Here is a 16,513-nt window from a genome sequence, read left to right as displayed (position 1 = left end):
CGTGACCAAGAAGTTCGATGTCGTCATCGGCAACCCTCCCTATCAGGAGGAGGCCCAAGGCGGCGGCACTCGCGATACGCCAGTTTACCACCTATTCGTGGACGCAGCTTACGAAGTTTCGCACAAATCTGTGCTCATCACGCCAGCCCGCTTCCTCTTCAATGCAGGATTCACACCCAAGGCATGGAATGCGAGGATGCTCGCCGACCCGCACCTTACGGTCCCAATTTACGTTCGCGACAGCTCAGAACTCTTTCCTGGCACCAAGATTCGTGCTGGGATAGCTGTGACGTACCGGGACGCAGACCGCCCAGGATTGCCAATTGAGGTATTTACGGCATACGAAGAGCTTAACGCCATCCAGCAAAAAGTTCGCGAATCAAGTGCCGAGTCCCTGGTGGATACTGGGATTACGAGTTCTCGCTCGTACCGATACACCGAGAAACTCTATGAGGAGTACCCGGAGGCGCGCGCGCTGCGCCCGCAGGGTAATGCGGCTCTAGTCAATACGAATACGTTTGAACAATTCTCTTTCCTGTACCACGCCGACAAGCCCGTGGATGGAGCCAATTATGTTGAAATTCTCGGCGTAATTAAGAACAAACGGCATCGACGGTGGATTCGTAGCGATTTTGTTTCCGGTCCGGAGAGTTTTGGTGCGTACAAGGTTGCTCTGCCAGCCGCGAACGAAAGCAACAAACTTGGCTGGATGGCGGCGCCCGAGATAGTAGAGCCGGGCGTCGGAGTCACGCAGACGTTCATCACCATCGGTTCTCTTGACACCGAGGACGAGGCGCGGGCCTGTCTGAAGTATGTGAAGACAAAATTCGCACGCGTAATGCTCTACGTGCTCAAGGTGACTCAGCACAATCCTCGTAGCACCTGGAAGTTTGTCCCGGCTCAGGACTTCTCGAACTCGTCCGACATCGACTGGACCAAGACGATCCCCGACATCGACGCGCAGCTCTTCACAAAGTACGGGCTCGACGCCGACGAGATCACGTTCATCCAAACCCAAGTTACGGCGATGGAGTGACCGAACGGAGTGCTGCTCGCTCGTTAGATCGGATCATTGACAGCTCCGGGTCTTGAGCCCCACCAGATGTCCGAATAGGCCGAAGAGCCCTCAATCGGGAGCGTCTGTCGCGTCGGCATTCTCGGTCGAGCGACCCGACACTCTGGCGCGGAGCCTTCCCCTGCGAGATCTCTGCCAAGTCCAGGCGGCCCTGAGCCATCGGATTGTGCGGCGCCTGTAGCGCTGGGGCCAGAAGCGCGTAGGGGAGACGGCCTCAGGGCCTCGGCGACGCCAGTAGTTACCGGAAGAATCACGGAAGGTGATCTCGACTTGGACTGAGGGGTGTCCGTCCGGGAAGAAGGGGTTCGAGCAGGCAAGCTCGATGACATTGTGGCTCCGGGGCTCGATAGGCAACGGGAAGCCCACGAAGTCCCACGGCACGTCATCGCCAGTGCGGCCGAATATTCGCACCGTAGTGTGGCTTAGTAATTCGTCGCCTCCGTTGTGGACAGCGACTGTGGCGATGCCGACAGCGTCCCTGTACTTGACGAACGTGCGATCGTCTTTCCGTCCTAGGGATGTGAATGGCACGTCACCAATGCCAGTTTGCGCACCTCGGTCAAGAATGGGCAGCACCTGCCCAGGTGGGTGCCACTCGATATGTTTAAGCTGAGAGTACACGAGCCGCGCCTGCGCCCAACGACGCCGCTTGACGTCATTTGCATATGCGATCGCAGCCACAAAGAATGCGGCAGTCGTCCCGATGGCGGCGATCCAGTCAGGCCAGGATCCCAGCGAGATGTTGCTCAGGAGGTCCCACATGGGATGAGACTATGCGGCGTGGAGCACACGCCGCCCCTGTCGGACTGCATCGCGCACGAGGATCTTCGCCACGGTCGCGTGCCACCACTTTTGGCCCGTCGCGGTCGGCATTGCTTCGTTAGTGAGGCGGTTGCAGATCCCTTGGAGCGTGAGGCCCTCGTATTGGGGCGCGCGTCCTCGCTCGACTGTCCTCGCGGCGAGGACTGCGGTGCGCCCACCGCGCCGCATCCGGTCGCGCACGTTGGCGGGCGGCGTGGCCATAGCGTTATGGTTGCGCTCGGCAATGCGCCGCCGCTCCCTCTCGGCGAACGTCGCTGTGACCTGAGCCATCACCCGACTCGTAATCGTGGTGGTATAGACGCCGAGGTCCAGTCAGTTGACGTTCCAGCGCTGGGGTTCGGCGTCGGGTCTGCTGACTGTTTCGTTGACTTCGGGGTCAGTTCGCCAGCGTGACGGTCTAGTGGCGGACGAGTTCGTATTCAATCGGAGCAAGCTTGCCGAGTCGACGTTGCCGTCGACGTCGGCGGTAGGTCCGCTCGATCCAGTGCACGATCGCGAGCCGGAGCCGGAGCCGGAGCCGGAGCCGGAGCCGGTCGCGGGTGGCCCATTGCTTCCGATCGAGGGGTCTGCTGCACGGACAGGTGACACCTGATCTGTGGTGCCGGAAGGTGCTGCTGGAAGGGTGTCGATCGTGCCTAGACATCATCCCAAGGAGTTCCGCGCCGATGTCGTGGCCGTGGCCCGCCGCGGAGACGCTCCGATCAAGGACATCGCGAAAGACTTCGGGATCAGCGAGTCATGCCTGCGCAACTGGCTGCAGGCCGCCGATGTCGAAGACGGGAATAGTCCCGGCGTGACCAGGAGCGAGTCAGCTGAGCTACGCGAGGCCAAGAAGCGTGTCCGGCTGTTGGAGCAGGAGAACGAGGTCCTGCGCCGCGCTGCGGCCTACCTGTCCCAGGCCAATCTGCCGGGAAAATGATGTACCCGCTCGTGAAAGAGCTCGCCGGTGACGGGATTCCCGTGGCGTTGACGTGCCGGGTCCAGGGGCTCGCTCGCCAGCCCTACCACCGGTGGATCGCTGCCCCGGTCAGTGCCCGCGACCTTAAGCAGGCCTACCTCGCCAACGCCCTGGTCGATGCTCACCGCGACGACCCTGAGTTCGGCTACCGGCTCCTGGGCGACGAGGCCCGCGAAGCAGGCCACGTCGCCTGTGACCGCACGACCTGGCGGACGTGTCGGGACAACCGGTGGTGGAGCGTGTTCGGCAAGAAGCGAGGTGCGAACGGGAAGCGGCCCGGTCCGCTGGCCCATGACGATCTCGCAGGGCGCGACTTCACCGCCACCAGGCCGAACGAGCTGTGGCTGACCGACATCACTGAGCACCCCACTGGCGAGGGCGAGCTCTATCTCTGCGCGGTCAAGGATGTCACTAGGGCCGGATCGTGGGGTACTCGATCAGCGACCGCATGAAGGCCCGCCTCGCGGTCGATGCCCTGTCCTCTGCGGTCACCCGCCGCGGTAGTGACGTCGCTGGCTGCGTCGTGCATTCGGACCGCGGATCGCAATTCAGGGCTCGGCGATTTCTTGCCGAGCTGCGGCGCCACGACCTGCTCGGATCGATGGGTCAGGTCGCCTCCGCAGGAGACAACGCCGCGATGGAGTCCTTCTTCTCGCTCCTGCAGAAGAACGTGCTGGACCGACGACGCTGGGCGACCCGGGCCGAGCTACGGATCGCGATCGTGACCTGGATCGAACGCACCTACCACCGCCGTCGTCGCCAGGACCGGCTCGGTCGTCTGACCCCCATCGAGTACGAGACCATCATGACCACTCAGATCGCACTCGTGGCCCGAGAACCACTGTCACCTACTCGTGCAGCAGACCCCGCCTTCTATGAGCGTAACTGTATTGGTGTTCGCGAACCCCCGCGGAGGATGCGCGTCGCGCGGCGTTGAGTCGTTGTGAGGCGGGCAGCTCCCACCATGCCACCGTGCGGGAGGTGCCTCGAAGGCCCAGTCGACTATGCGACCGCCCTCCGCACCGGGCAGCTCATGCACCTCGGCCCACCGCGCCCTCGCCCCAGCTCACCACCGGGCACCTCGATGACCTCGATGCCGTTGGCCCTGAGGTGCGCGTTCGAGGCGGGCGCGCGGTCGTAGGTGACGGCGACGCCGGGGGCGAGGGCGAGGGCGTTGCAGCCGTCGTCCCATTGCTCGCGTGCCGCGGTGCGCGCGTCGAGGTCTGGCGTGAGGAACCGCAGGTCGTCGCGGCCGACGATCTCGGCGAGCACGGCCCGCATGCGCTCCGGGGCGTGGTCGGTGACGACGACACCGCCGGTACCGTCGGGAGTGAGGGTGAAGCTGGGCAGGTCGCCGAGGCCACCGTAGAGCAGGAACGTGCGCTCGTCGACCATCGTCATCGCGGTGTCGAGGTGCATGAGCTCGCGCTGGCTCGGCATCGCGAGCGCGAGCACGCGGTCCGCAGACCCGGCCGCGAACATGCGGGCGGCCAGGTGCTCGACCCCCTGCGGCGTCGTGCGTTCGCTCATCCCGACGACCACCGCACCGCCGCCGACCACGAGGACGTCTCCGCCCTCGACGTTCGCCGCCCCCTCTGCCGGGCCGGCCGCCCATCGGTGGAAGCCGCGCCCTGCCGGCCGCCCCGCCTCGCCGTCGGAGCCCACCTCGCCGGGGCCGGGTCCAGTCTCGTCGGCGGTCCCGCCCAGGCGCAGCCCCGCGAACCTCGGGTGCCAGCGGTAGATCGCCTCGTAGTGCACAGATTCGCGCACCCGAGCTGCGTACCGCATCGAGTTGACGGCGACGCCGTCGTAGACCCAGCACGACGCGTCCCTCGTGAACAGGTGGTTGGGCAACGGTCCGAGGATGAGCGCCTCCGGCCCGCGCACGTGCAGCGGGAGGGTGTCGACGCCGCCGAGCCGGTCGGCGACCTCGCGGCCCGTGAGGCCGGCGACGAGCACAGCGGCGAGCTCGGCGTCGTCGAGGGAGTCCGCGTGCGCGAGCAGCGCGGGGGCTAGGGACGGGCCGAGGTGTTCGCGCGTAAAGGTGGCGTCGAGGACGTGGGCGCGCGCCTCCGGCACCGCGAGGGTCTGCGTCAGCAGGTCGGGGAGCTGGTGGACAAGAACGCCTGCGTCCTCGAGCACGGCGACGAAAGCGTCGTGCTCGTCCTGGGCGCGGGAGACCCACAGCAGGTCGTCCCACAGGAGCTCGTCCATCGTGGCCGGCGTGAGGCGCTCGAGCTCCGCGCCCGGGCGGTGGACGATCATCTCTCTCAGCGGTCCGACCTCGGAGCCGACGAAAGGCACGGGCGGGGTGTCGGGCACGGCGTCGTCCATGGCAGGGGAGTCTGCCGCATCGGAGGGCGCGGCTCAGTCGCAGCGGGCGGAATCTGCGTACGCGTCGTGGACGTCGTCGGCGCGTGCGGGTACTGATTCCCCAGCGTCTCCCTACTATCAGTTACGTCCAAACTGATAGTAAGTGGCTGGATCGATGACGGTTCCCGGCGTGCGGGAGCTGTCCGTCGGAATGGGGATGCCGGCGCGGCATTCGCTCGGAGACACTGACGGGTATGACGCAGCGCAAGCCGCCCGAGATGCCGACGGGCAGCTGGGTGGACCAGCTGATCCGTGAGGCGCAGGAGCGCGGCGAGTTCGACAACCTGCCCGGCGCCGGCAAGCCGCTGCGGGACATCGACTCCCGCGACGAGGACTGGTGGATCCGCCGCAAGCTCCGCGACGAGAACCTCCCCAGCGACGCCCTGCTTCCGCCGGTGCTCGTCCTGCGGAAGGAGCTCGCCGAGCTGCCGGAGACCGTGCGGACGCTGCCGTCCGAGGAGCTCGTGCGCGAGCGCGTCTCCGAGCTCAACCTCCGCGTCGTGGAGTGGATCCGGATGCCGACCGGGCCCGTGCTACCGGTCGGTCGGGCCGACGTCGAGGAGATCGTCCGCGGGTGGCGGGCTGCACGGGAGGACCCGGCAGGCGCTGAGGACCGGACACCGGGGTCGAGGTCGGAGGAGGGTGTGGCATCGGAGCCGGGTGCTCCTTCGGGGCGGAGGCGTCGTCGTCGTTGGTGGTGGCGACGGTGATGCGCGCCTGGTGACCGGCGTCTGGTGACGGACCGCTGTCAGCGCAACACCCCGGCGGGAGACCCCGTCTGGAGCGTGGAGACCTCCCCGTGCCTGCCCGGCCGCGGACGGTATGCGCGCCGCTACGGTCGGGTCATGAGTTTCACGGACTGGGGTCAACGGCAGGACCTGCGCGAGCTGTTCGACCGCATGTACCGGCTCGAGACGCGCGTTGGTGACCTCAGCGCGGAGGTGGACCGGCTGGCCCGCACCCTCGAGAAACTCACCCCACTCCTGCCGCCCGAGGAAGACGGTGAGCGAGCCCCGATCAGTGTGACCTTCGCGCCCAAGGCGAAGAGCTCGATCGACCCGTCCGTCGCCCCGGAGGACGCCCGCCTCATCCAGCTCGTCCAGATGGGCTGGCTCGACGACGCCGCCGCGCACCACCGCCGCACCCACGGATCGACCGAGGCCGAGTCCCGTGCGTTCGTCGCGGAGCTCTCCGAGGCTCTCAAGGAGGACCCGAAGTCCTGACGGGCTGAGCGCCCCGCCTTCGTCGCTTGGTCGACGTCACACCTCGTCACTCGATGGGATGTCAGTGAATTCGGCGAGGATGGGCGCGAGGGTCCGATTGTCGTCGGACAGGACCCGTCCACTTTTCCCGCCCACCCAGCGAGTCCCTTCCCCCTGGAGCAGACATGAGCACCCCCGACCACGCCCCGAGCCACGTCATCCCCACCAACGATCAGCCGATTCTGGGGCAGCACGGACCGGGGCCTTCCTGGTCCGCGGATGAGGCCGGCCGGGCGCCGACTCCGCAGTTCGGTCCTCCGGCTCAGTCGGGCGGACCAGGCTTTTTCGGCACGCCCCAGACGAGTGCAACCCCGATCCTCGTCGGGTTCCTCATTACCGTGGTTGGCGTATTCCTTCTCGTCATCGGTTCGAGCCAGAACGAAACCGGTCTGTACGGCACGGTCTCGGTAAGCCCGCTCGTCTCCATCGGCACGATCGTCGTGGGGATCGGACAGATCATCCAGTTCGCCGGCCTCTTCCTCGCCGCGCGGAACATCGACCTGACGGCGAAGCTCAGTTTCGACCGGGCCCAGCGGGAGCACTTCGGCCACTGAGTTGCGCCGCCGGGCGCCGTTCGTCGTACCGCCCGCGACGCGGCACTATGGACCCCCATGACCGATGCCGCCTCCTCGCCAGCCGGGAGCCCGGTCGAGCGACCCCAGGCTCGGTCGGTGCAGGCCGACGCTGCCCAGGAGCGTCCGCCGTCGATCGTCGATCTCCTGAGCTCGGACGAAGGCGCCGACGTCGAGTTCGAACCTCACCGGCTCGGCCTTCGAGTGCTGACGACCGACCTGTGAGGTTCCGTTCGACGCGAACCTGGTGACTACGCTCCGAAGCGTCGGAGCCGACGGGTACATGGTTTCAGGGCTCTGACGCGCGTGTGATTCCTATTCAGACACCCACGGAGGCGAGTGGCGATGAGCGACAGATTCACCTCGGCACGCGAGGCGCAGGCGCTGACCCGGCAGAGGGCGAACATTCAGAGCATCCGCGAGGACAGCGATTGTCGGGCTGCCCTCGAGCGACGGGAGCCCAGGCCGGTGCAGGAGCGCCGTCGGGACAACCTGATCCGGGCCTATCGACGATCGCAGGTGGGGCAGACGCGCTGAGTCGTGCGGTGGGCGCCGTTCGTCCCATCGCCCGCGACGCGGCACGATGGACCCCATGACCGAAGCCTCCCCGTCGTCGTCCGAGTCCGCCGAGCTGCGCCTGTGGGGCGGCCGCTTCGCCGGCGGCCCCGCCGACGCGCTCACCGAGCTCTCCCGCTCCACACACTTCGACTGGCGCCTCGCGCGGCACGACATCGCGGGCTCCCGCGCCCACGCCCGCGCCCTCGCGGCGGCGGACCTGCTGACGAGCGACGAGCTCACCGGCATGATCGACGCCCTCGACCAGCTCGAGGCCGACGTCGTCTCCGGTGCCTTTGCCCCCCACACCGATGACGAGGACGTGCACACCGCACTCGAGCGCGGCCTCATCGAGCGGGCCGGCACCGAGCTCGGCGGCCGCCTGCGCGCCGGGCGCTCGCGCAACGACCAGATCGCCACGCTCGTGCGCCGCTACCTGCGCGAGGAGTCCCGGCACATCGGGTCCCTCCTGCTCGACGTCGTCGACGCGCTGATCGACCAGGCCGCCGCCCACCCGGACGCGATCATGCCGGGGCGCACGCACATGCAGCACGCCCAGCCGATCCTGCTCGCCCACCACCTGCTCGCGCACGCGTGGCCGCTCATGCGGGACGTCGAGCGGCTCCTCGACTGGGACGTCCGCGCCGCGCTCTCGCCCTACGGCGCCGGGGCGCTCGCCGGCAACACCCTCGGCCTCGACCCGCACGCCGTGGCCGCCGAGCTCGGCTTCATGGGCGCCGAGGAGAACACGCTGGACGCCACCGCGGCCCGCGACGTCGTCGCCGAGTTCTCCTGGGTGACCGCGATGATCGGCGTGGACCTCTCCCGGATCTCAGAGGAGATCATCACGTGGGCCACCAAGGAGTTCGGCTTCGTCACCCTCGACGACTCCTACTCCACCGGGTCGAGCATCATGCCGCAGAAGAAGAACCCCGACGTCGCCGAGCTGACCCGCGGCAAGTCCGGCCGCCTCATCGGCAACCTCACCGCGCTGCTCGTCACGCTCAAGGGCCTGCCGCTCGCCTACGACCGCGACCTGCAGGAGGACAAGGAGCCGGTGTTCGACGCCGTCGACACCCTGTCCGTGCTCCTGCCCGCCGTCGCCGGCCAGATCGCCACCCTCACCTTCCACACCGACCGGATGGCCGAGCTCGCCCCCCAGGGGTTCTCGCTGGCCACCGACATCGCCGAGTGGCTCGTGCGCCGGCGCGTCCCGTTCCGCGAGGCGCACGAGATCGCCGGGGGGTGCGTGCGCGTGGCGGAGGCCCAGAACAAGGAGCTGTGGGACCTCACCGACGACGAGCTCGCCGGCGTCTCGGAGCACCTGACCCCCGAGGTCCGCGAGGTGCTGTCCGCCGAAGGGTCGGTCGCCGCGCGCGACGGCCACGGCGGCACGGCTCCCGTGCGCGTGCTCGAGCAGCTCGCCCGGGCCGGCGAGCTGAGCCACCAGCTGCGCGCGGCCCTGGTGGGGGAGACCGCGGACGAGGACGACTCCTGAGCGAGCCCACGCTCGACACGGTTCGCGCGTTCCTTGCCCGGCCCGCGACGGAGGTGGCGCCGGAGCTGCTGGGGAGCGTCGTCGTCGTGCGCTCGGACGAGGGGGAGGTGGCCGTCCGGCTGACCGAGGTCGAGGCCTACCTCGGGCCGGACGACCCCGGTTCCCACGCCCGCTCCGGCATCCCGACGGCGCGCACCGCCCCGATGTTCGGCCCCGCCGGACACGTGTACGTCTACTTCACGTACGGCATGCACACGTGCCTCAACCTCGTCTGCGGCGAGGACGGCCGCGCCACGGGTGCGCTGCTGCGCGGGGGAGAGGTGGTGCGGGGCCACGACCTCGCACGCGCCCGACGCCGCGGGGCCAGGACCGATGCCGGCCTCGCCCGCGGACCGGGGAACCTCGGACAGGCCCTCGGCCTCAGCCTCGAGGACTCGGGAGCGCCGCTTCAGCCGTCGGGGCGACTATGGCTCGAGCTCGCCGACGAGCGTGCGGAGTACCGGACCGGCCCGCGCGTGGGCGTCTCGGGCGAGGGCGGCGACGGCGAGAAATACCCCTGGCGATTCTGGGTCCCCGGCGGCGTGGGCGTCTCCGCGTACCGCCCCGGCAAGCCGCGCTCCCGCTGACCGGAGCGCCCATCGCCGACGTGTCGAGAGTGCGGTTCAGGGCGCCTGCCGCCCATCGTGCGTCCGGGGACGGCCGGTACCAGCAGCGCTCGACGTACGGTGGATCCGTGACGCACGGGAGGCAGAAGTGACGAGCTCACCGAGCGGGCGACAGCGGAGCTCCGGCACGGACGGAGCGACCGAGCCGACCTTCCCTCCCGGCGCGTCGAAGGCGGAACGGAACGCCCTTCGCCTCGACTACATCGCCACGAAGGGGTGGCTGGAGATCCCGCGTGGCCGGGACCGCGCGTACATCGTTCGCATCGTGGGGTGCGTGCTCCTCGGGCTGCTCGGCCTCGTCGTCCTGCTGATGGGAGCAGAAGGCACCGTCGCGATGTCCGCACTGGTGTTCGTCGTCGTGTTCGGCGTGGTGTTCCCCGTCGTCCACGCCCGCAGGTTGCGGCACAACTATCTCCTCGAGCTCACGCCGGAGGATTTCACCCTCTTCCGGTGGGTCGACGGCGACAAGCAGGACGTGCACCGGGTCCCCTGGCGCAACGTCGTGCTGGTGACCACGGTCCGGTTCGGCAAGCAGCTGGAGTCTCCGAGCTACCCGTCGGTCATCGCGCGTCCGGCGTTCGGGATCGGCCGACGTCCGGTGGTCCGCACGGCCCTGACGCGCGAGATCCGTGGCGAGCGGGTGACGATCGACCAGCCGCTGGCGATCGACCGGGGGGAGCTGGTGGAGCTCCTCCGGGCGGCGAACGAGCGGTTCGGCCTGCAGACCGAGAGCTCGGCGGACTGACCCCGCACGCGCTGCGCGAGATCTCGGCGGACTGACCCCGCAGGGGCCGCGCGAGAGCTCGGCGGACTGACGCCGCAGGGGCCGCGCGAGAGCCGCCCATCGGCAACGAGCACAAGGACGGACTTGCCCCAACCTGCATCCTTCGAGTTAGGTAAGGCTCGCCTCACTCAAGGAGACCTCATGAACCAGCGGTACCCCGTGCTCCAGCGCACGGCCCTCTCGGCGGTCGGCGCCGTCTACTCGCGCACGATGTCGATCTCGCCCTCGCGCGACTTCTACCCGGAGTTCCCCGCCACGGTCACGGAGGTTGTCGACCTCACGCCGTCCTTCCGGCGCGTGCGGATCGCGGCGCCGGAGCTCGCGACCGTCGAGCGCCTGGGCCCGGACGAGTATATCGGCGTCTACATGCCGCCCGTCGGCAAGCCCCTGCGGCTGCCCGCCCCGGCGCTCATGCCGCGCGGCCCGCTGGGCAAGATCCCCGAGGCCGAGCGCCCCGAGCTGCGCTGGTACACGATCCGCGCGCAGGAGCCCGGCTCGGGAACGATCGACGTCGACGTCGTCGCCACCGGCCACGACGGCCCCGGCTCACGCTGGATCGAGCGCGTCGCCGCGGGTGACGAGGTGGGCGTGCGCGTGCAGACCGCGCCCTACGGCAGCGCCCCGACGACCGGCCACCACGTCCTCCTCGCCGACGAGACCGCCCTGCCCGCGATGCTCGCCATCCTCGACGTGCACCGCGACGACCCCGACCGCCGCTTCACCGCGATCCTCGAGGTGCCCTCGATGGACCTCGTGACCGACGAGGTCGACGCCGACGAGATCACCATCGTCGTCCGCGGCGACGACGCCCCCGGCACCGCCCTGCTCGCCGCCCTCCCGGGCGCCGACCTCGACGGCGCCGACTACGGCTGGGTGTGTGCCGAGGCCGCAGCGGCCGCTGGCGGGCGCCGGCACCTCGTCAAGGAGCGCGGCATGGACCGCCGCTCGATCATGTTCACGGGCTACTGGAAGGTGGGCCGTGCGCGCCTCTGACCCCGTGACCTCCGACCCCGTGACCTCCGACCCCGTGACCTCCGCCCCCGGAGCGACCAGCACGTCAGGCACCGGCACCGTCCACGACCTCCGCGTCCCGCGGTACCCGCTCCTGCTCGCCCTGTACGTCTCCCAGTACCTCGGGATCGGCTTCCTCTTCTACGGGACAGCCTCGATCCTGCGGGAGATGGGCGCCTCGCTCGACTCCCTCGCCGTACTCACCTCGCTCGGCATGCTGTGGGCGATCAAGTTCCTCTGGGCGCCGCTCATCGACCGCATCGGGCCCACGTGGAGCGGCGGCCACTACCGCACGTGGCTCCTCGTCCTGCAGCCCGCGTGCGCGGCGGTGCTCGCGGCGATGTCCTTCCTCACCGACATCGGCGAGCAGTACTCCCTCTTCGTCGCGCTCACGGCCATCTACGTGCTCGCCAGCGCCACCCAGGACATCGCCGTCGACGCGCTCGCCGTCCGCCTCGTCCGCCCCGGCGAGCGCGAGGTCGTCAACGGCATCCAGGTCTCCGGCAGCTTCGTCGGCAACATCCTCGGCGGCGGTCTCACCGCCCTGCTCTACGAGGTGGCCGGCTGGCAGGTCGCCCTCCTCACCCTCGCGGCGTGCACGCTGCTGCCGACCCTCGCCGTCGTGCGACTGCGCGAGCCCGTGCACCCGCGCCCCGACCGCCCGGTGCCGTTCTCGGCCACCTGGACCCTCCTGCGCCAGCCCGGCGCGAAGCTCTGGGTCCTCGCCGCCGTCCCCGTCACCTGGGGCGGGCTCACCGCCGCGTACGGCCTGCTCAACCCCGCACTCATCGACGCCGGCTGGTCCGTCGGGCGCGTCGCCGCCGTGCTGACGATGTTCGGCGGGATCGTCGCCGGCCTCGTCAGCATGGGCATCGGCCCCCTCCTGCGCCGGATGGGGCGGCAGCGGAGTCTCGTCGTCGTCGGGGGACTGACCGCCATCGGCCTCGCCGGGTTCCTGCCCGTGGCCTACGGGTGGGCGCCGCTGCCGTACGTCGTCGCCGTCGTCGCGGTGTTCTTCGCGGCCTACGCCGTGGGCTCGACGATCATCTGGACGATCAACATGGACTACGCCCGCGCGGAGTCGCCCGGCACCGACTTCACCGCCGTCAGCTCGTTCGCCATGCTCGTCTCCTTCGCGGGCGGGGCGCTCGCGCTCATGCTCGCCGAGACCTTCGGCTACGGCCCGGTCCTGCTCGTCTCCGGCGCCGCCCACGTGGCCGGCCTCGTCCTGCTCGCCCACCACCAGCGTCGCTTCCGCACCGAGCACCTCAACGCCGACGCCGGACTGACCGCGGACCGCCCCCGCCCTGGTGGCACGATGGACCGCGGCAGCCGTGACCGGCTTCCCGCGCCGTTGAGGCGCGCCGAACAGACATGAAGGAGTCCGCGTCGTGACCGACGTCCTCGACGAGCTGCAGTGGCGGGGCCTCATCGCCCAGCACACCGACCTGGACGCGCTGCGCGCGGCCCTCGCCGACGGACCGGTCTCCTACTACTGCGGCTTCGACCCGACGGCGCCCTCCCTCCACCACGGCCACCTCGTCCAGCTCCTGCTCCTGCGCCACCTGCAGAACGCCGGGCACCACCCGATCGCGCTCGTCGGCGGCGCGACGGGCATGATCGGCGACCCCCGGATGAGCGGCGAGCGCAAGCTCAACACCGCCGAGACGGTGGCCGAGTGGACCGAGCGGCTGCGCGAGCAGGTCTCGCGCTTCCTCTCGTTCGAGGGGGACAACGCTGCGACCGTCGTCAACAACATGGAGTGGACCGCGGGGCTGACGGCGATCGAGCTCCTGCGCGACGTCGGCCAGCACTTCCGCATGTCCGCCATGCTCGCGAAGGACACCGTCGCCACGCGCCTGGCCTCGAGCGAGGGGCTGAGCTACACCGAGTTCAGCTACCAGCTCCTCCAGGGCATGGACTTCCTCGAGCTCTACCGCCGCCACGGCGTCACGCTGCAGACCGGCGGCAACGACCAATGGGGCAACCTCGTCTCCGGCCTCGACCTCATCCGCAAGGTCGAGGGCGCCCCGGTCCACGTCCTTACGACGCCGCTCATCACCAAGGCCGACGGCACGAAGTTCGGCAAGACCGAGGGCGGCGCCGTGTGGCTGGCCCCGGACATGATGAGCCCGTACGCCTTCTACCAGTTCTGGCTCAACACCGCCGACGACGACGTCATCCGCTTCCTCAAGATCTTCACCTTCCGCACGCGTGAGGAGATCGAGGCGCTCGAGGCCGAGGTGGCGGAGCGGCCCTTCGCGCGCGTCGGCCAGAAGGTGCTCGCCGAGGACGTCACCACGCTCGTCCACGGGCCCGAGGCGACGGCGCGGGTGCAGGCGGCCTCGGCCGCCGTGTTCGGCAAGGGCGACCTGCGCGAGCTCGACGCCGACACCCTGCGCGACGCCACCGCCGAGCTGCCCCGCGCGCGGGGCGTGGTGGGGGAGTCCAGCGTGATCGACCTGCTCGTCGCCACCGGCCTGGAGGCCGGACGCGGGGCCGCGCGGCGCACCATCGCCTCCGGTGGCGCATCGATCAACGGCCACAAGATCGACGACGACGAACGGCTCCTCACCGCCGACGACCTCCTGGCCGGCGGCGTGGTGGTGCTGCGCAAGGGCAAGAAGTCGATGGCGATCGTGGAGACCCAGGGGGACTGATCCGGCTTCCTCCGACAGGGCCCCGTCCGACCCGGCTGTGGTCGGGTGGGGCCCTTGTCGCACCTGGCCGGAAGGGTCCCAGGCCACACGTCATACGGCCCGTCGCGGCGCAACCAGCGACGCGCCGTGAGCCCCGTGCGGCCGCTCACCGGCCGGTGTGGCAGGTCACCTCCAAAGGGCCTGATCTGGCTTGACCGCCGCGATCCTGCCCGCGTAATGTTTCTTCTCGCCGCACGGACCGGGCACCGGATCGAACGGGGCAGCAGCCCCCAGATCCGCCGGGCCAAGGCGGACATCCACAGGGAATGTCGGTACAGCTGACGCTCCGGAGGATGGACCGGAAGTAAGTCGGGTCACAAACCGCGAAAGTGGTGAACGGCCGGATGAACTTGTGGTTAAGATAGTCAAGTTGCCCTGATGCGGCTGGCTTGGGACTGAAGGTTCTGGGTTGGTGTGTTGTGGGTGGGTTGTTTGAGAACTCAACAGTGCGTGATTGTTTTTGATGCCATGTATGTGGGGGCGTCATCGTGTCTGGTCTGCCGTCTGGTGGGCCGGGTGGGTGGTGTTCTCATGTTTTTGTTTGTTTTTTTGGCTCTGCTGGCTCCTTTTCCTTGGGGTTGGTGGGGTTGGTTGGGATCGCCTGGCTCTCGTTGTGGGGGTTGGGTTGGTCTTCGTATGGATAGTCGCCCGTGTCCGGCCTGTGTGGTTGGCGTGGGTGCGATACTTTTACGGAGAGTTTGATCCTGGCTCAGGACGAACGCTGGCGGCGTGCTTAACACATGCAAGTCGAACGGTGAAGCTCAGCTTGCTGGGTGGATCAGTGGCGAACGGGTGAGTAACACGTGAGCAACCTGCCCTTCACTTCGGGATAACCTCGGGAAATCGGGGCTAATACCGGATATGACTCCTGCTCGCATGGGTGGGGGTGGAAAGATTTATCGGTGAGGGATGGGCTCGCGGCCTATCAGCTTGTTGGTGGGGTAATGGCCTACCAAGGCGTCGACGGGTAGCCGGCCTGAGAGGGTGACCGGCCACACTGGGACTGAGACACGGCCCAGACTCCTACGGGAGGCAGCAGTGGGGAATATTGCACAATGGGCGAAAGCCTGATGCAGCGACGCCGCGTGAGGGATGACGGCCTTCGGGTTGTAAACCTCTTTCAGCAGGGAAGAAGCGAAAGTGACGGTACCTGCAGAAGAAGCGCCGGCTAACTACGTGCCAGCAGCCGCGGTAATACGTAGGGCGCAAGCGTTGTCCGGAATTATTGGGCGTAAAGAGCTCGTAGGCGGTTTGTCGCGTCTGCTGTGAAAACGCGGGGCTCAACCCCGCGCCTGCAGTGGGTACGGGCAGACTAGAGTGTGGTAGGGGAGACTGGAATTCCTGGTGTAGCGGTAAAATGCGCAGATATCAGGAGGAACACCGGTGGCGAAGGCGGGTCTCTGGGCCATTACTGACGCTGAGGAGCGAAAGCATGGGTAGCGAACAGGATTAGATACCCTGGTAGTCCATGCCGTAAACGTTGGGCACTAGGTGTGGGGCCTGTTTCCACGGGGTCCGCGCCGTAGCTAACGCACTAAGTGCCCCGCCTGGGGAGTACGGTCGCAAGGCTAAAACTCAAAGGAATTGACGGGGGCCCGCACAAGCGGCGGAGCATGCTGATTAATTCGATGCAACGCGAAGAACCTTACCAAGGCTTGACATATACCGGAAACATCTAGAGATAGGTGCCCCGTAAGGCTGGTATACAGGTGGTGCATGGTTGTCGTCAGCTCGTGTCGTGAGATGTTGGGTTAAGTCCCGCAACGAGCGCAACCCTTGTCCTGTGTTGCCAGCACGTCATGGTGGGGACTCATGGGAGACTGCCGGGGTCAACTCGGAGGAAGGTGGGGATGACGTCAAATCATCATGCCCCTTATGTCTTGGGCTTCAAGCATGCTACAATGGCCGGTACAAAGGGCTGCGATACCGCGAGGTGGAGCGAATCCCAGAAAGCCGGTCTCAGTTCGGATTGGGGTCTGCAACTCGACCCCATGAAGTCGGAGTCGCTAGTAATCGCAGATCAGCAACGCTGCGGTGAATACGTTCCCGGGCCTTGTACACACCGCCCGTCACGTCACGAAAGTCGGTAACACCCGAAGCCGGTGGCCCAACCCTTGTGGAGGGAGCTGTCGAAGGTGGGACTGGCGATTGGGACGAAGTCGTAACAAGGTAGCCGTACCGGAAGGTGCGGCTGGATCACCTCCTTTCTAAGGAGCATCTGGCACCCACAAACCCCAGT

Annotated in this window: 13 protein-coding genes, 1 rRNA gene and 1 pseudogene; 13 read left to right on the top strand and 2 right to left on the bottom strand. The window is 67.9% G+C overall.

Annotation, left to right across the window (positions count from 1 at the left end):
- The first annotated feature begins 1 nt into the window (after position 1).
- A complete protein-coding gene (locus ACZLMO_RS14245) occupies positions 2 to 1,036 on the top strand; it encodes an Eco57I restriction-modification methylase domain-containing protein (protein ID WP_463654111.1) in 1,035 nt (344 codons plus the stop codon).
- A gap of 810 nt (positions 1,037 to 1,846) precedes the next feature.
- On the opposite strand, the gene ACZLMO_RS14240 is transcribed toward ACZLMO_RS14245, so the two are convergent.
- Complete coding sequence (locus ACZLMO_RS14240; protein ID WP_463654141.1) at positions 1,847 to 2,065, bottom strand: recombinase family protein; 219 nt, start codon at positions 2,063 to 2,065, stop codon at positions 1,847 to 1,849.
- Between the two features lie 463 nt (positions 2,066 to 2,528).
- On the opposite strand from ACZLMO_RS14240, the pseudogene ACZLMO_RS14235 reads away from it, so the two are divergent.
- Positions 2,529 to 3,687 (top strand): annotated as a pseudogene (locus ACZLMO_RS14235) (IS3 family transposase); the annotation flags it as partial.
- A gap of 170 nt (positions 3,688 to 3,857) precedes the next feature.
- Here the strand turns inward: ACZLMO_RS14235 and ACZLMO_RS14230 are convergent.
- Entirely contained in the window at positions 3,858 to 5,189 is a 1,332-nt protein-coding gene (locus ACZLMO_RS14230; RefSeq protein ID WP_463654110.1) for an arginine deiminase, read from the bottom strand.
- 233 nt (positions 5,190 to 5,422) lie between these two features.
- Between ACZLMO_RS14230 and ACZLMO_RS14225 the strand changes: the two genes are divergently transcribed.
- The 11 genes from ACZLMO_RS14225 (at position 5,423) to ACZLMO_RS14175 (ending at position 16,481) form a co-directional block, all read left to right on the top strand.
- Entirely contained in the window at positions 5,423 to 5,938 is a 516-nt protein-coding gene (locus ACZLMO_RS14225) for a DnaJ family domain-containing protein (RefSeq protein WP_463654109.1), read from the top strand.
- Positions 5,939 to 6,073: 135 nt separating this feature from the next.
- Complete coding sequence (locus tag ACZLMO_RS14220) at positions 6,074 to 6,451, top strand: hypothetical protein (protein WP_463654108.1); 378 nt, start codon at positions 6,074 to 6,076, stop codon at positions 6,449 to 6,451.
- A gap of 164 nt (positions 6,452 to 6,615) precedes the next feature.
- Entirely contained in the window at positions 6,616 to 7,044 is a 429-nt protein-coding gene (locus ACZLMO_RS14215; protein ID WP_463654107.1) for a hypothetical protein, read from the top strand.
- 117 nt (positions 7,045 to 7,161) lie between these two features.
- Positions 7,162 to 7,287: a hypothetical protein gene (locus ACZLMO_RS14210; RefSeq protein ID WP_463654106.1), complete on the top strand. Its 126-nt coding sequence runs from the start codon at positions 7,162 to 7,164 to the stop codon at positions 7,285 to 7,287.
- A 367-nt stretch (positions 7,288 to 7,654) separates the two neighbouring features.
- Complete coding sequence (gene argH / locus ACZLMO_RS14205; protein ID WP_463654105.1) at positions 7,655 to 9,115, top strand: argininosuccinate lyase; 1,461 nt, start codon at positions 7,655 to 7,657, stop codon at positions 9,113 to 9,115.
- A 53-nt stretch (positions 9,116 to 9,168) separates the two neighbouring features.
- On the top strand, positions 9,169 to 9,741 hold the full coding sequence (locus ACZLMO_RS14200) for a DNA-3-methyladenine glycosylase (RefSeq protein ID WP_463654104.1): 573 nt from the start codon (positions 9,169 to 9,171) through the stop codon (positions 9,739 to 9,741).
- 127 nt (positions 9,742 to 9,868) lie between these two features.
- Positions 9,869 to 10,525 carry a hypothetical protein gene (locus ACZLMO_RS14195; protein WP_463654103.1) on the top strand — a complete coding sequence of 219 codons (657 nt, stop codon included), beginning with the start codon at positions 9,869 to 9,871 and terminating at the stop codon, positions 10,523 to 10,525.
- Positions 10,526 to 10,705: 180 nt separating this feature from the next.
- Entirely contained in the window at positions 10,706 to 11,557 is an 852-nt protein-coding gene (locus tag ACZLMO_RS14190; RefSeq protein WP_463654102.1) for a siderophore-interacting protein, read from the top strand.
- Positions 11,544 to 12,953 carry an MFS transporter gene (locus ACZLMO_RS14185; RefSeq protein ID WP_463654101.1) on the top strand — a complete coding sequence of 470 codons (1,410 nt, stop codon included), beginning with the start codon at positions 11,544 to 11,546 and terminating at the stop codon, positions 12,951 to 12,953. The genes ACZLMO_RS14190 and ACZLMO_RS14185 overlap by 14 nt, the downstream gene beginning before the upstream one ends.
- A 13-nt stretch (positions 12,954 to 12,966) precedes the next feature.
- The gene (gene tyrS / locus ACZLMO_RS14180) at positions 12,967 to 14,235 is read left to right on the top strand and encodes a tyrosine--tRNA ligase (protein WP_463654100.1); all 1,269 of its coding nucleotides are present in this window, start codon (positions 12,967 to 12,969) and stop codon (positions 14,233 to 14,235) included.
- 725 nt (positions 14,236 to 14,960) lie between these two features.
- A 16S ribosomal RNA gene (locus ACZLMO_RS14175) occupies positions 14,961 to 16,481 on the top strand.
- The last annotated feature ends 32 nt before the right edge of the window (positions 16,482 to 16,513 follow it).

It is taken from the genome of Georgenia sp. G2120 (assembly GCF_055326485.1).
The sequence above is the reverse complement of the archived record's forward strand: the minus strand, read 5'-3'. Positions and strand labels throughout refer to the sequence as shown.

Excerpts from the sequence above, each read along its gene's own strand:
- argH (WP_463654105.1), top strand. The coding sequence starts at position 7,655 with ATGACCGAAGCCTCCCCGTCGTCGTCCGAGTCCGCCGAGCTGCGCCTG.
- ACZLMO_RS14240 (WP_463654141.1), bottom strand. The coding sequence starts at position 2,065 with ATGCGGCGCGGTGGGCGCACCGCAGTCCTCGCCGCGAGGACAGTCGAG.
- ACZLMO_RS14230 (WP_463654110.1), bottom strand. The coding sequence starts at position 5,189 with ATGGACGACGCCGTGCCCGACACCCCGCCCGTGCCTTTCGTCGGCTCC.
- ACZLMO_RS14225 (WP_463654109.1), top strand. The coding sequence starts at position 5,423 with ATGACGCAGCGCAAGCCGCCCGAGATGCCGACGGGCAGCTGGGTGGAC.
- ACZLMO_RS14220 (WP_463654108.1), top strand. The coding sequence starts at position 6,074 with ATGAGTTTCACGGACTGGGGTCAACGGCAGGACCTGCGCGAGCTGTTC.
- ACZLMO_RS14215 (WP_463654107.1), top strand. The coding sequence starts at position 6,616 with ATGAGCACCCCCGACCACGCCCCGAGCCACGTCATCCCCACCAACGAT.
- ACZLMO_RS14190 (WP_463654102.1), top strand. The coding sequence starts at position 10,706 with ATGAACCAGCGGTACCCCGTGCTCCAGCGCACGGCCCTCTCGGCGGTC.